Genomic DNA, 14,782 nt, shown 5'->3' with positions numbered 1-14,782 from the left:
ACCGGCGTGGCACGGCATCGACATCGGGACGATGCGGCTCAGAAGTGCCAGCGCACAACACCATCAGGGTGGCCGGAGAGTCTACGCGGGAAAAGGTGCCGACCGAATTAGGAAAGCGCCCAAAATGATTGGCGACGCCGGAGAACGGGCGTTCCCGGCGCAAGGCACGTCAGTGGCCCAGTGCGACTTCGCCGGCCGACGCGGAGCGTGTGCCCGGCGTTGGCGGATTACTCTCGCCGCGATACGCAAACACGACGGAGAATTTCGTGGTATCGCCCTCGTTGCGTCCGGCCGCGTGGAAAAGACCACTGTGAAACAACACGACATCGCCCTGCGCCAGGGCCACCTGCCGACCACGTGCGACGAGCGGCTGATTGTCGGGCTCGTCGGGACGCAGGAAGTCGAGCGAATCGAGCTGGTGCGGCTGGAGTTGTTCGCGATGCGACCCGGGGATGAAGCGTAGCGCACCGTTCTCACGCGTCTCCGGCCCCAACGCCAGCCACACGGAGATCAGCGAATTCTGCGGAAATGACCAATACCGGATATCGCGATGCCAACCGGTCGCCGTGCCGAAATGGGGATGTTTGGTCATCACGCAATTGTGATGCGCCAACGTGAGCACCACATCCTCGCCGAAGATTTGCGCGAGCGACTCGACCAGATCCGGACGCGTTGCCCAGCGACGCAGCGCATCGCCGCGATCGTAGGCCTTGAGCAGACGACGAACGGTCTGACCACCCTGCGCGTCACGCGATACCGGTGCCCCCGCGTAGCCCACATCCGCTTCGAACTCGAGCGGCAACGTGGCCGACGCCAGTTGCGCTCGTGCGTCGGCCAGCATCGCCTCGCAGTCGGCCTGCGCCACATAGCGCGGGAGAATCAGATAACCGTCGTTATGGAAGGTTTCGAGTTGCGATGCGGTAAGCGCCATGATGGTCGGCGAAGCGGGCAAGTAACTGGACGTTGAGGGAAATTCGGTGGCTTAACGAAGTCGATCGGGAGAGCTGGCTCGGCATGCTGTCCGAGACGGCGGACTCAGGCGGCGCGTTTGCGTCGTCGCGGCGGTAGTTCGGCGGCGGGCTTGCGCTCAAGGGCGAGTTCAGGCTGCGGCACGTCGGTGCCGGGCAGCGATGCTTGCGGATTTCCGGCAGGGCGCGGCGTATCGACTACGGTGCGAAGTCGATCGAGTTCGCGCGTGAGCTTCGCCAACTGGTACTCGAGCTGACAATTTCGGCGGTACAACGTGCGCATCTTCTGGCTAAGCGCCTGCGTCTGCGTCCAATACTCCGGATACATGACGAAACGCCCGTCGGGGCGCTCGACGACACCCAGTCCGCTCTGCCCCATCACATCGATGGTTTCCAGCGCGTAGCGTCGAACTTTTTTTACCGTACCTGCCGCCATTGAATTCCTACAGTCCCAGCCTGAGAGAGTCAGGCGCGGAATTTTGCCACGAATTCGCCCCGGCCGGGCGGCAAACCACCACCGGGCCGAGATTTATTTTCGGCCGCCAGCCCCGCCCGCGGGACCTGCCGAGTCACCCGATGTCGACTTGGGTGCACGTTTTGGCTTGTCGATTTCGATGGAAACGGGGTCACTTGCCGGAAACGTCTCCTCGAGGGCTTCGTCGAGGTCGCGTTCCACGACGTCCTCCGGCTCAGACTTCTGTTGGACCGGCTTGCGCGTCTGGGTATCGCTCATCAAGTCCTCCGCGGGTAAAGCCGCGCCGAAGCGCGACGGCAGTCCCCACTATACTGCGAGCCACGTATCTTCGCCTGGAACCGGCCTCACCCAGCCGGCGTCAGCCGCTCACGATGGCGGACGAGCGCTTCACGCACCAGCACGTGCATCTCGGCGGAGACCGGCGTGTCGGCCAGTGCGAGGATCTCGGCGCGCATGCGTGGATCCCAGAACTTGTGCAGGTGCGCGGCGACTTCATCCAGCGCTTCGTCGCGATCAGGTAACGATTCAAAGAAGTCCGCGATGCGATTGGCCATGCGCACGAGGTTATTACCGTCCATCAGGAAGCTCCTGCTCGTTGGTTGGCGTCAGGCGCTGGCGTCGAGCGCCGCCCCGCCGGTGTAGATCACGCACTGCTCCCCGCGCACGAAGCCGACCAGCGTGACGCCCGCCGCCGCAGCCGTTTGCACCGCGAGGGCCGTCGCCGCCGAAACGGCCGCGACCATCGGAATGCCGACCTGCGCGGCCTTTTGCACGATTTCGACGCTCGCACGACTCGTCATGAGCACGAAGCCACGATCGAACGGCTGTTCGCTGCGCGCGAGTGCGCCGATCAGCTTATCGAGCGCGTTGTGCCGGCCGACGTCTTCGCGCAAGCAAAGTATCTCGCCCTCCCGCGAGCACCAGGCCGCGCCGTGCACGGCGCCCGTCACACCGTTCAACGGCTGATGACGCGCCAGCCCGGCATACGCGGCGGCCAGCGCCGCGTGCGACACACGCAGCGGCGCACCGGCGGCCGGCAACGGCCGCAGCACCTGATCGAGACTTTCCGTGCCGCACAGTCCGCAGCCAGTACGCCCCGTGAGGTTGCGGCGCCGTTCCTTGAGTCCGGCAAACGCGCGCGACGAGACGTCGAGATGCACCGTCACGCCCTGTGTCGTTGCCGTCACGTCAATGCCGTAGCACTCGCGCCGGTCGTTCAGAATGCCCTCGGACAACGCGAAGCCCAAGGCAAAGTCTTCGACGTCTGCAGGCGTGGCGAGCATCACCACGTGGGAGATGCCATTGAACTCCAGCGCTACGGGCACTTCTTCGGCCAATTCGTCGCTCGCCGACTGCCACGCCCCATGACGGAAGCGCCGCACGGCAAAGGTCGTACTCGGCGCGAGACTGTCCGGGTCGAGCACGGCGGGCGCCGCGTCGCACACCGGCGCGACACGCCCGCCAACCGTCCCGTCGATCACGTCGGCATCGCCCGGCCCCTCGGCCTGCGGTTCGCCTGCGGGCTGCCGGCCGTCCCGGTCACCTAATGGGTTGAACATCGTCAAACGCCGACTCCACGTCAATTTACCAAACGCGCCCTACTTCGCCGGTACCGGCTCGGAGGGCATATGGGCCGCATCGAGCAGCGCGAGCTGCGTGCGGTTGAATGTCGAATATTCCGACTGCCATGCGGAGGGCTGTACCACCGGCAGCACTTGCACGGCCGTCACCTTGTACTCAGGACAGTTGGTCGCCCAGTCCGAGTTGTCGGTCGTGATGACGTTTGCGCCCGACTCCGGGAAATGGAAGGTCGTGTACACCACGCCCGGCTGCATGCGCTCGCTGATGACAGCACGCAGCACTGTTTCGCCCGCGCGGCTGCGGATGCCAACCCAATCGTTGTCCTTGATGCCGCGATCCTCCGCATCGACCGGGTGAATTTCGAGCCGGTCTTCATCGTGCCAGGCCACGTTGTGCGTGCGACGTGTCTGTGCGCCGACATTGTATTGCGAGAGAATGCGTCCCGTGGTGAGCAGCAGTGGGTAGCGCGGCGTAACCTTCTCGTCCGTCGGCACATATCGGGTGATGATGAAGCGTCCCTTGCCGCGCACGAACTCGTGCACGTGCATGATCGGTGTGCCGTCGGGCGCCTCGTCGTTACACGGCCATTGCAGACTGCCGGCTTCATCGAGACGCGCGTAGCTCACGCCGCTGAACGTCGGGGTCAAGCGGGCGATCTCGTCCATGATCTGCGACGGATGCGTATAAGGCATGTCGTACCCCAGTCGCTTCGCCAGCGCGATCGTCACCTCCCAGTCCGCCATGCCGGGCAGCGGCGCCATCACCCGACGCACGCGTGAGATGCGCCGCTCCGCATTCGTGAATGTGCCGTCCTTTTCGAGGAAGGTCGTGCCCGGCAGCAGCACGTGCGCGTACTTGGCCGTTTCGTTCAGGAAGATATCCTGCACGACGAGGCACTCCATCGCCTCCATCGCCGCCGCCACGTGCTGCGTGTTCGGGTCGGACTGCACGATGTCCTCGCCCTGGCAGTAAAGCCCTTTGAAGCTGCCCTGCACCGCCGCGTCGAACATGTTCGGAATCCGCAGCCCCGGCTCGGCGTGCAGCGTGACGCCCCAAGCGGCCTCGAACGACTCGCGTACCAACGTATCGGAGACGTGGCGATAACCGGGCAGTTCATGGGGGAACGACCCCATGTCGCACGACCCTTGAACATTGTTCTGGCCGCGCAACGGGTTCACGCCAACGCCCTCGCGCCCGACATTGCCCGTGGCCATCGCCAGGTTGGCAATGCCCATGACCGCGGTCGACCCCTGAACATGCTCGGTCACCCCCAGTCCGTAATAGATTGCCGCGTTGCCGCCCGTGGCGTACAAACGCGCCGCGCCGCGGATCTGCTCGGCGTCCACGCCGGTGACGACCGACACGGTTTCGGGAGAATTCTCCGGCAGCGCCACGAAGTCGCGCCATTGCGCGAAGGCCCGGTCTTCACAGCGCTCGGCGATGAAGTCCTCGGCCAGCAGCCCTTCGGTGACGATCACATGCGCGAGGGCATTGACCATTGCCACGTTCGTTCCGGGGCGCAGCGGCAAGTGGAATGCGGCCTTCACGTGAGGCCCGTCGACGATGTCGATGCGCCGCGGATCGATCACGATCAGGTTCGCCCCCTCGCGCACACGACGCTTGAGTCGCGAGGCAAATACCGGATGCCCATCGGTCGGATTGGCGCCCATCACGAGAATCACGTCCGAGTGCTCGATCGACTTGAACGTCTGCGTGCCCGCCGACTCGCCAAGCGTCTGCTTGAGCCCGTAACCGGTCGGTGAATGGCACACGCGCGCACAGGTGTCGACGTTGTTGTTACCGAACGCGGCACGCACCAGCTTCTGCACGAGATACGTCTCTTCGTTCGTGCAACGCGACGACGTGATGCCGCCAATGGCATCGCGCCCGTACGTCGCCTGAATGCGCCGGAACTCCGACGCCGCGTAGTCCAGCGCCTCGTCCCATGACACCTCGCGCCACGGATCGGTAATCTTGCTGCGGATCATCGGCTTGGTGATGCGCTCCTTGTGCGTTGCGTACCCCCACGCAAAGCGCCCCTTCACGCAGGCGTGGCCCTCATTCGCCCCGCCATCCTTGTAGGGGGTCATGCGAACCACGTCCCCGCCCTTCATTTCAGCCTTGAACGCGCAGCCCACACCGCAGTACGCGCACGTGGTCACCACCGCGTGCTCGGGCTGCCCCATCTCGATAACGCTTTTTTCCTGCAGCGTTGCCGTCGGGCAGGCCGACACGCATGCGCCGCACGACACACACTCCGAATCCATGAACGGCTGATCCTGCCCGGCCGAGACCCGCGCCTCGAAGCCGCGGCCGGAAATCGTCAGCGCAAACGTGCCCTGCGTCTCCTCGCACGCCCGCACACAACGGTTGCAGACGATGCATTTCGACGGGTCATACGTGAAATACGGATTCGACTCGTCCTTCGCGCTGTGAATATGGTTCTCGCCCTCAAAGCCATAGCGCACCTCGCGCAGCCCCGTGACGCCCGCCATGTCCTGCAATTCGCAATCGCCGTTGGCCGCGCAGGTCAGGCAGTCGAGCGGGTGATCGGAGATGTAAAGCTCCATCACGTTGCGACGCAGATCCTGCAGCGCCGGCGACTGCGTGCGTACCTTCATGCCCGGCTCGACGGGTGTCGTACACGAAGCGGGAAATCCGCGCCGCCCCTCGATCTCGACCAGACACAAGCGGCAAGACCCGAACGGTTCGAGCGAATCTGTCGCACAGAGCTTGGGGATGTTGACGTCGCGGCCCGCCGCCGCCCGCATGATCGACGTGCCGGCCGGCACGGTCACGCGCTCGCCGTCGATTTCGAGGGTAATGCCGACATCGCTCTCGCGCAGCGGCGTGCCCATGTCCAGGTCGTGGCCCGGGGTAACTGAGGTGCTCGGATGCATCATGTGTTCTCCTCCCTGCCGAACGCTTGCGCGTCAGGCGGCTTCGGCGCGCCCGGCGCCATCGGGCAGACCGAAGTCTGCCGGGAAATGTTCGAGCGCCGAGCGCACCGGGAACGGCGTCATGCCGCCCATCGCGCAAAGCGACCCCGCCACCATCGTGTCGCACAGATCACGCAGCAGTTTTATTTGACGCACGGAGGTGTCTCCGCGTCGGATCTGGTCGATCACCTCGACTCCGCGCGTCGCGCCAATGCGGCACGGCGTGCATTTGCCGCACGATTCGTGCGCACAGAACTGCATCGCGTAGCTCGCCAACGCCGCGAGGTCGGCCGTGTCGTCGTGGACGACCACCCCGCCGTGACCGACGACCGCGCCGAGCGAGGCATACGCCTCGTAATCCATCGGCACGTCCCACTGCGCGCTTGGCAGATACGCTCCGAGCGGCCCCCCGACCTGAACGGCCTTGGCAGGGCGCCCGCTGGCCGTGCCGCCACCGAACTCGTCGAGCAGTGTGCGCAGCGTCACGCCGAACGCCAGCTCCACCAGTCCGCCGCGACGCACGTTGCCCGCGAGTTGCACCGCCAGTGTGCCTTGCGAGCGGCCCATGCCGAACTCGCGATAGGCGTCGGCGCCATGCGCGAAGATGAACGGCACGCTCGCGAGGGTCACGACGTTGTTGACGAGTGTCGGCTGCCCGAAGAGTCCGGCCACCGCTGGAATCGGCGGTTTCGCGCGGACCACGCCGCGCTTGCCTTCCAGGCTTTCGAGCAACGCCGTTTCCTCGCCACAGATATAAGCGCCCGCCGCCTTGGCGACGCGCAACTCGCAAGCGCGTCCCGAACCCAGCACGTCCGGGCCGAGCCAGCCTTCCCGGCGCGCGACGGCAATCGCCGACTCGAGTGCCGCAATGGCGTGCGGATACTCGCTGCGCACGTAGATGATGCCCTCGCTCGCCCCCACGCATAGCGCTGCGATAGCCATCCCTTCGATGAGCACGAACGGATCGCTCTCCATGATGAGCCGATCGGCAAATGTGCCCGAGTCGCCTTCGTCGGCATTGCAGACGACGTATTTGGTTGCCGCCTGGGCGCGGCTGACGGTTTGCCACTTGATGCCCGCCGGAAACGCCGCGCCGCCGCGTCCGCGCAGGCCCGAGTCGAGTACGGTCTGGCACCCCGCCGCGGCGTCGAGCGCCAGGCATGCGCGCAGTCCGACCAGGCCACCGTGCGCTTCATAGTCCGCCGGGCTGAGCGGGTCGGTCACGCCAATGCGCGCGAACGTCAGGCGCTGTTGCCGCGCCAGATACGGAATCGCATCGACCCGTCCGACGCAGGCAGGCATGGGGGCGCCCCAACTCCCGTCGGGATTGTCAGCGGGAACCTCGCGCTCGGCGTCCTGAACGGCACATGAGGGCCAGCCGCTGTCGAACAAGGCGGCGACCTGAGCGGCCTGCACGTTGCTGTACCCGATGCGCCCGGCGGGGGTCTGCACTTCGACGAGCGGTTCAAGCCAAAACAGCCCACGAGAGCCATTGCGCACGATATCGACGGCAATGCCTCGCTGGGTGGCTTGCGTTGCCACGGCGGCGGCGACCCGGTCCGCGCCCAAGGCGAGCGCAGCGGAATCGCGCGGGATATACACGCGGTACGGACCGCGCTTCGAAGACTCAGACATGGTCACCTGCCTTGCGCGCCGGCAGCAGCGCATCGAAGCGCGCCGGACTCACGCGCGCGTGCAGTTCGCCGTTGATCATCACGGCCGGGGACAACGCACATTGCCCGAGGCAATACACCGATTCGACGCCGACCCCGCGACACGGCGCGCCGTCCACGGGTGCGCCGGTACTCGCCTCGATATGGGCTACGAGCGCTTCGCCACCCCGACTGCGACATGCCTCCGCGCGGCAGACCTGCACCACGATCGGGGGCGGCGGCGCGCTGCGGAAGTGGTGATAGAAGGTAATCACGCCATGTACTTCGGCGCGAGAAAGATTCAGCGCGGCGGCGATCGCCGGCACATGGGCGGGGTCGACGTAACCGTCGCTGTCCTGCAGGGCATGCAACAGCGGCAACAACTCGTGCGCACGGCCGGCGTGGCGAGCCAGCAGCGGCGCGAGCGTCGCGTGAGGGGTGGGCACCATCTCGTATGTCTCCTGGGGCGAAACGGCGTCTCATATGTTCTTTGTTGCATATGATGGCGGCGCGTTTCTGGGGGCTCGACAGTTAGGACATTAGTCCAAACGTCCCCTCCCAACAAGCCTCGTGGAAACACCGATAGCTTGGGTTGCTCGTTTTTCCCACGCTCGCTGCACAGCAGCATTCCAACGCCGCATAAACCGCGCCGGCTGGCCGTTCGACCGAGCTGATGTTCGTGCGCAACATATGCATATCATTGCATATTACATCTCAACCCAAAGAGGGGAACGCCTCAGACAGCGGGGCGATGCGACCGGTCGCCGCCTCGCTGTAGCCGGGGATGGCATGCACCGCCTGCCGATACGCGTCGCTTTGCAGAATTTCAAGCAGCGCCCGCAAATGCGCGGACTCGCTGCCGGTCTCGGGAAACATCAGGCAATAGCGCTCCGTCAGGATTGGCAGGAAATCGAGCCCGAACTGGCTTGCCGCTGCCTCGATGGCGAGTCCCGCGTCGGCGCGCCCACTGGCGATGTACGCCGCCACGGCGGCGTGCGTGAACTCGATGTTCTCCGCTCCCGCAACGGCAGCCGGATCGATCCCCTCACGCGCGAGCAGCAGATCGAAGATGATTCGGGTGCCGGAGCCGCGCTCCCGGTTCGCGAAGCGCGCCCCCGTGCGCGGCAGGTCGGCCAGTGTATGAATGCCGAGCGGATTGCCGCGTGCAACGAGCAACCCGAGACGGCGCGAAGCGACGTCGGCCACCCGATACGACTTGCCCTTGAGCAAGGGCCCATAGTGATCGAGCACCGGCTCTGCAAGCGCGCCGATCGGCACGTGAAAACTCGCGACCTCGCACTCGTGCTTCGCGAGCGCGGCAATCGCTTCGATGCTGCCGCGATAGCTCACTTCGATGGGCAGGCCCGCGCGTCCTGCGAAATCGACCAGCGCCGCGATCGCCAGCCCATGACTGGCAAACAGTCGCAGTTGGTCGCTGTCCTGCAGCAGCAGGTCATCAAGCTCGGTCTGCAACTCCGACGCCATCGTCTCCAGCAGGGGACCGAGCCGAGCCTGCAGGCGCTTTTGCCCCCACAGCAGCCGCTGAGCAAGCGGCGTGAGCACCGCGCCACGGCCGCGCGCCATCGTCAGCAAGGGCGCCCCCATGAGCGCCTCGACCTCCTTCACGTGGCCCCACGCGCCTCGATACGATTGCCCGAGCGCTTGGCTGGCCGCCTGCAGGTTGCCGTGCGCCTGCACCTCGGCGAGTAGCGACAGCACCTTGTCGAGCGGAAGATCGTTGCCGTCGTGGTGAAACCGGAGCTGCGGGGCGATCGATATCTGCTTCATTGACTCACCTTATATGCTATTAATTGCATAAATCAATTTATGCAATATCCTGATAAGATGCCTGACAACGTCCATTTCACGGGGATTTTCGGATCGACGTTGGCACCAAAATACCGCTGTAACCTCGTTAGATTATGCATCATTTTGCCTATTTAACGTTAGCCGTTTGTCTATGGCCGAAGCATTCCCCAGATGCCGACGCGCCGCGCCCCCTCTTCTCATCAGAAAACGCACCATGTCCGCCTCGAAAATCGCCCCTTACGATCGCCCCGCCGGCGGCTGGGGAGCCCTCAAGAACGTTGCCATTCAACTCGTCACCCAAGGCATTCCGCTCAAAGGCGCCCGCACGCTGCTCAGCGCAAACCAACCCAGCGGCTTCGACTGCCCGGGCTGCGCGTGGCCGGATCGCGAACACGCCTCGACGTTCGAATTCTGCGAAAACGGGGCCAAGGCGGTCGCCGCCGAAGCCACCAAGCGCCGCGTCACCCCTGACTTTTTTGCCGAGCACAGGGTGACCGACTTGCTCGCGCTGGACGATTACACGCTCGAAGGCTACGGCCGTCTCACGCATCCCATGCGCTACGACGCCGCCACCGATCGCTATGCACCGATCGCCTGGGCCGACGCTTTCGCCTTGATCGGCGAGCACTTGCGCGCCCTGCCCGACCCCGATCAGGCGGCGTTCTATACGTCCGGTCGCACCAGCAACGAAGCTGCGTTCCTTTATCAACTCTTCGTACGCCAGTACGGCACAAACAATTTTCCCGACTGCTCGAACATGTGCCACGAGCCGACGAGCGTTGGCCTGCCGCCCACGATCGGCATCGGCAAGGGCACCGTCACCCTCGACGACTTCGAACAGGCCGATACGCTGCTGCTGTTCGGCCAGAACCCGGGCACCAATCATCCGCGCATGCTCGGTGAGTTGCGCGAGGCAGCCCGGCGCGGCGCGACCATCGTGTCGGTCAATCTGCTGCACGAACGCGGATTGGAGCGCTTTGCCGACCCGCAAAGTCCGGCCGAGATGCTGAGCCTCGGCGGCACCGCGATCAGCAGCCACTACATCACGCCGGCGTGCGGCGGCGACTTCGCATTCGTGAAGGGCGTCATCAAGCGCGTGCTGGAGCGCGACGCCCTCGCGCGCGCCAATGGCGAACCCACACTGCTCGACGATGCCTTCATCGCGGAACACACTCACGGTTTCGACGATTTCGCCGCCGACGTACGCAGCGAACGCTGGGACGATCTCGAGCGCGCGTCCGGCGTCTCGCAAGCCCAGATGTGCCAGATTGCCGACGTCTATCTGCGCGGCGAGCGCGTCATTGCGACCTGGGGCATGGGCATTACCCAGCACAAGCACGCCGTGGCGACCATTCAGATGATCGTCAACCTAATGCTCCTGCGCGGCAACATCGGACGCCCGGGGGCGGGTCTGTGTCCCGTGCGCGGCCACAGCAACGTCCAGGGCGACCGCACCGTCGGCATCAATGAAAAGCCGTCGGCCGCCTTCCTTGACCGGCTTGGCGAAGCGTTCGCGTTCGCGCCGCCGCGACGCGACGGGTTGAGCGTCGTCGATACGATCTCAGCCATGCGCGACGGACGCGTCAAGGTCTTCATCGGCATGGGCGGCAATTTCGCGATGGCCACACCCGACACGCCGCGCACCTGGGAGGGGCTTCGCCAGTGCGACCTGACGATGCACGTGGCGACCAAGCTCAATCGCAGCCATCTCGTGCACGGGCGCGATGCACTGATCCTGCCGTGCCTGGGCCGCACCGAAATCGACATGCAGCAAGGCGCGGCGCAGGGTGTCACGGTGGAAGACTCGATGAGCATGGTGCACCTGTCGTATGGCATCAACGCCCCGGCGTCCGAGCACCTGCGCTCCGAACCGGCCATTGTCGCGGGCATCGCGCAGGCAACGATGGGCCGCGCGCTCGGCGGTGTCGAGGATTGGCACTGGTACGTGGAGGACTACGATCGCATTCGCGACGCCATGGCCGCCACCTTTGATGACTTCGCGGACTTCAATCGTCGCGTACGCCATCCGGGGGGCTTCCGGCTGCCGGTGCCGCCGTCAACACGGCAGTGGCTGACCGCCAACGCGCGCGCCAACTTCACGACACACCCGCTGCCGCACGAGATGCCGATCGACGTGGCACGCCGCCAGGCGGGTGAGCGCGGCGACGATGTGCTGCAACTCGCCACGATTCGCTCCCACGATCAATACAACACCACAATCTACGGCCTGAACGACCGATATCGTGGGGTGTTCGGACAGCGCCGCGTTGTCTTCGCCAACCCGGAAGATCTGGATGCGCGAGGCTTTCGTGCAGGCGAGCACGTTGACCTCGTGAGTGTCTGGCACGATGGCATTGCGCGTCGCGCCGATGATTTCCTGCTCGTTGCCTACGACATTCCGCGTGGCTGCATCGCGGCATACTACCCCGAGACCAACGGACTGGTGCCACTCGACGCCATCGCTGAGGGTGCGGGAACGCCAACCTCCAAGTCGATCCCGGTGTTGCTGGAGCGCCGACCGGCCTGATGAGGCGAGGCGGCCCGACGCCTGCCGCCTGCCGCCTGCCGCCTGCCGCCTGCCGCCTGCCGCCTGCCGCCCGACGCCTGACGCCCGACGCCTGACGCCTGATGCCTGATGCCTGATGCCTGATGCCTGATGCCTGACCTGTGCTCAGGCGCGGCACCCCATTTTCAGGCGCGCTATTTCGGGATTCTGACGATTCATGTTATAAATGCGAATCGTTGTTGTTTACATTCGCATCATCACCGGAAAAATGTGTGGCCGCTGCGTTTGTCCGGAACGGTTTTCGATCGGCCTCGACCGACGCGGCGCCAAAGGGTGGCGTCGTCGCTTGCAGGCCACATTTTCATGTGATTCCCGAGCATGTTGATTGGATTGGCTATTGCCTTGGCATGGCTGGCAGGCGGCGCCTGCTATCTCACCTCTGAGCACCAGCGTGTGCGCGCACGACGTTTGGCTGCACAGCCCGCCCGGTCGCTCTCGCTGTTGGCCGCCACTGCCAGCCTGAGTTGCTGGTGGCTCGCGGCCGGCGCTTCGGCCGGCATCGCGGCGGCGTTCATGTCGCTGTGTTTCGGCCAGCTTTTCTGGCCGTATGCGGTGGGCGGCTGGCGCGCTCTGCGCGGAGACGCCCATGTGGGGTAGAACCTTCGCGGGCCTGGTGCTCGGCGGCTTCGCGGCGATGGCGCTGTGCGGCGCTATCGCCCACCTGACGCCAGCCGGTTGGCAAACGGCGGTGATTCCCGTCATCGCGCTCTTCCCGCTCCTGTGGCTTGGCCTGTGTGCCGCAGCCTACGCGAGCCGCACCGCAAAACACGCGTGGGTTGGCCTTGGCGCCACCACCGTCGTCACCTGGGTTGCGCTGCTGTTGGCGCGCGCCGTCGGGTAAGGATTGTTCAATGCGCGCCCAAACCCTTCGTCAATATCTGAGTGTCCATACATGGGCCGGCATCGTCGCCGGCTTCGCGCTGTTCATTGCCATGCTCGGCGGCGCCCTGACCATCTTCCATCATGAGATCGAACGCTGGGAGCAGCCCGCCACGCGTCATGCACCGCTCTCGCTCGCGCAAACGGAACAGCTCGCCGAGCGGGTTCGCATGCAATTCCCGGCCGCGCGCGAGCAGATGGGCGTGGTGTTGCCCAATCACTCGCCGACGCCCTTTGCCTACTGGCAGGAACCGAACGGCGAATGGCAACAGGCACGCTTGCACGCTGACGCCGAGGGTACCGCGCCGTCGCTCGTGATCGGCGATGCGCGCCCGGGCCTGTCGGGCACGATCAATGCGCTGCACTACTCGCTGTCGATTCCGACCTACGGCCTGTATCTGATGGGCGTGGTGTCGCTGTTCTACGGCATGGCGTTGATCTCGGGCGTGATCGTGCATCTGCCGCGCGTCACGCGAGACCTCTTTGCGTTGCGCCCGGGACGCAACGTCAAGCGCTTCTGGCAGGACGCGCATAACGCCATCGGCGTGCTGAGTCTGCCGTTTCATATTGTCTTCGCGCTGACAGGGGCGCTGCTGTGCCTCCTCCTGCCGCTGATGATGGCGTTCAACGTCGTGACGTTCGATAACAAGCTGCTATCGCAAATTCCGCAGATAACGGGGGCGGTGCCGGCAACGATCGCACCGGTCGACGGCAAGCCGCTTGGTCTCACGGCCCTGCTCGCCCGCGCCGAGCACGCGGCGCCCGACATGGAAGCGACCGCCGTGGCGTGGACCCGCTACGGCAAGCCGGACGCGGTGGCCGAAGTCTACGGCGAGGCCAGCGACTCGCTGGGTGTGTTCTCGGCCGTGGCCGTGCGCCTGAACGACGGGGCGATCGTCGGTCAGCACAGCCCCGACGTACGGGACGCCAACCACGCGATGCTCAGCATGATCTACGGCGCCCACTTCGGTAACTTCGCGGGCGATGCCATGCGCTGGGTGTACTTCGTCCTGGGCCTGATGGGTGCGGTGCTCGTCTACAGCGGCAACCTGCTCTGGCTCGAATCGCGTCGCAAGCGCAGCGCAGCCGTACAACCCGCCCATCTGCGAGGGATGGCCAAGGCCACCGCCGGCGTGTTTCTCGGCACATGCCTGGGGATTGCCGCGGCCTTCGTCGGTGCGCTCGTCGCCCCCGACATGACGGCGCTCTCGATCTTCATCGCCACGCTCTCCGCCTCGATGCTTTTCGCCGCGCTCGCGGCGCCGGCGGTAGCAGCCACGGGACTACTCGCGGCGACGGCGCTCGTCTGCCTCGTTATCCCGGCCGCCGACGCCGTGCTCACGCCGGACAATCTCGTGCGCTCGATGGCTGCGGGCGATTGGGTGCTGGCCGGCGTTGACCTCGTCGCTATCGTCTGCGCGGGCGGCTTTGCACTGTTCGCGTGCGCGACCTGGAAACGCGCCCGCAGCGGCGATCCTTGCAGCGTGTGGGCACGACCCGCACCGAATTCCGCTGCCCCGACCTCAGAAGCCAGCGCTGACCTGAGCGCAAAGCCCTAGCAGCGAGTCGCACGCAAGGTCATGCCGACGCGCGCCTGACCGCTGGCCTCTCGATCCGAGGCACTCCCGCCTCCCAAGATGAGATCAGGCCGCCAGCGGGGCCGGCTAGCGGCTTGCGTAGCAAGCTAGTCCCTACGTTGGATCGCGCCATTCATCGCCCGTTGGAACGTCGCCTCGTCTCAACAGACGTCCACACAATCCTTCCGCCAGCGCTCGTTGCTCGCGCCATCGGCGCGTGTCCCATCTCCAGCCAACGAAAGCGCATTTCACATTGCGGAATTCTCTTGGAATTTCGCTCGCCTCATTTTTCCGCCACCCGAAAACGTGTTTCGAATTGCGAAATCTCGTACTTAT

12 protein-coding genes and 2 pseudogenes are annotated in these 14,782 nt (G+C 65.2%); 4 read left to right on the top strand and 10 right to left on the bottom strand.

The window, feature by feature from the left end:
- Positions 1 to 169 precede the first annotated feature (169 nt).
- The 10 genes and pseudogenes from DRB87_RS10570 to DRB87_RS10530 all read right to left on the bottom strand — a co-directional run bounded on the left by DRB87_RS10570 (position 170) and on the right by DRB87_RS10530 (position 9,403).
- On the bottom strand, positions 170 to 931 hold the full coding sequence (locus DRB87_RS10570) for a phytanoyl-CoA dioxygenase family protein (protein WP_130025867.1): 762 nt from the start codon (positions 929 to 931) through the stop codon (positions 170 to 172).
- 104 nt (positions 932 to 1,035) lie between these two features.
- Positions 1,036 to 1,404, bottom strand: coding sequence for a hypothetical protein (locus DRB87_RS10565; RefSeq protein WP_130025866.1), 369 nt, complete (start codon positions 1,402 to 1,404; stop codon positions 1,036 to 1,038).
- Positions 1,405 to 1,497: 93 nt separating this feature from the next.
- Positions 1,498 to 1,701, bottom strand: a complete 204-nt coding sequence (locus DRB87_RS10560) for a hypothetical protein (protein WP_130025865.1) — start codon at positions 1,699 to 1,701, stop codon at positions 1,498 to 1,500.
- 86 nt (positions 1,702 to 1,787) lie between these two features.
- On the bottom strand, positions 1,788 to 2,021 hold the full coding sequence (locus DRB87_RS10555) for a formate dehydrogenase subunit delta (protein WP_017234317.1): 234 nt from the start codon (positions 2,019 to 2,021) through the stop codon (positions 1,788 to 1,790).
- Positions 2,022 to 2,048: 27 nt separating this feature from the next.
- Positions 2,049 to 3,008 carry a formate dehydrogenase accessory sulfurtransferase FdhD gene (gene fdhD, locus DRB87_RS10550; RefSeq protein ID WP_130025864.1) on the bottom strand — a complete coding sequence of 320 codons (960 nt, stop codon included), beginning with the start codon at positions 3,006 to 3,008 and terminating at the stop codon, positions 2,049 to 2,051.
- A gap of 33 nt (positions 3,009 to 3,041) precedes the next feature.
- On the bottom strand, positions 3,042 to 5,927 hold the full coding sequence (gene fdhF / locus DRB87_RS10545) for a formate dehydrogenase subunit alpha (protein ID WP_130025863.1): 2,886 nt from the start codon (positions 5,925 to 5,927) through the stop codon (positions 3,042 to 3,044).
- Between the two features lie 30 nt (positions 5,928 to 5,957).
- Positions 5,958 to 7,268 (bottom strand): annotated as a pseudogene (locus tag DRB87_RS10540) (NADH-quinone oxidoreductase subunit F); the annotation flags it as partial.
- Between the two features lie 68 nt (positions 7,269 to 7,336).
- Positions 7,337 to 7,598: pseudogene (locus tag DRB87_RS24200) on the bottom strand (formate dehydrogenase); the annotation flags it as partial.
- Positions 7,591 to 8,064 carry an NAD(P)H-dependent oxidoreductase subunit E gene (locus DRB87_RS10535; RefSeq protein ID WP_130025861.1) on the bottom strand — a complete coding sequence of 158 codons (474 nt, stop codon included), beginning with the start codon at positions 8,062 to 8,064 and terminating at the stop codon, positions 7,591 to 7,593. The gene DRB87_RS10535 and the pseudogene DRB87_RS24200, both read right to left, overlap by 8 nt.
- Before the next feature lie 265 nt (positions 8,065 to 8,329).
- The gene (locus DRB87_RS10530) at positions 8,330 to 9,403 is read right to left on the bottom strand and encodes a substrate-binding domain-containing protein (RefSeq protein ID WP_130025860.1); all 1,074 of its coding nucleotides are present in this window, start codon (positions 9,401 to 9,403) and stop codon (positions 8,330 to 8,332) included.
- A gap of 235 nt (positions 9,404 to 9,638) precedes the next feature.
- Between DRB87_RS10530 and DRB87_RS10525 the strand changes: the two genes are divergently transcribed.
- From DRB87_RS10525 to DRB87_RS10505, 4 genes are all read left to right on the top strand, one after another.
- Complete coding sequence (locus DRB87_RS10525) at positions 9,639 to 11,951, top strand: FdhF/YdeP family oxidoreductase (RefSeq protein ID WP_165385277.1); 2,313 nt, start codon at positions 9,639 to 9,641, stop codon at positions 11,949 to 11,951.
- Positions 11,952 to 12,308: 357 nt separating this feature from the next.
- Positions 12,309 to 12,587 (top strand): hypothetical protein, encoded by a 279-nt coding sequence (locus DRB87_RS10515; RefSeq protein ID WP_130025859.1) that lies wholly within the window; start codon positions 12,309 to 12,311, stop codon positions 12,585 to 12,587.
- Positions 12,577 to 12,831: a hypothetical protein gene (locus DRB87_RS10510; protein WP_130025858.1), complete on the top strand. Its 255-nt coding sequence runs from the start codon at positions 12,577 to 12,579 to the stop codon at positions 12,829 to 12,831. The genes DRB87_RS10515 and DRB87_RS10510 overlap by 11 nt, the downstream gene beginning before the upstream one ends.
- A gap of 10 nt (positions 12,832 to 12,841) precedes the next feature.
- Positions 12,842 to 14,428 carry a PepSY domain-containing protein gene (locus tag DRB87_RS10505; protein ID WP_130025857.1) on the top strand — a complete coding sequence of 529 codons (1,587 nt, stop codon included), beginning with the start codon at positions 12,842 to 12,844 and terminating at the stop codon, positions 14,426 to 14,428.
- Positions 14,429 to 14,782: the final 354 nt, after the last annotated feature.

It is taken from the genome of Pandoraea sp. XY-2 (genome assembly GCF_004193915.1).
Lineage (GTDB): Bacteria > Pseudomonadota > Gammaproteobacteria > Burkholderiales > Burkholderiaceae > Pandoraea > Pandoraea cepalis.
The sequence above is the reverse complement of the archived record's forward strand: the minus strand, read 5'-3'. Positions and strand labels throughout refer to the sequence as shown.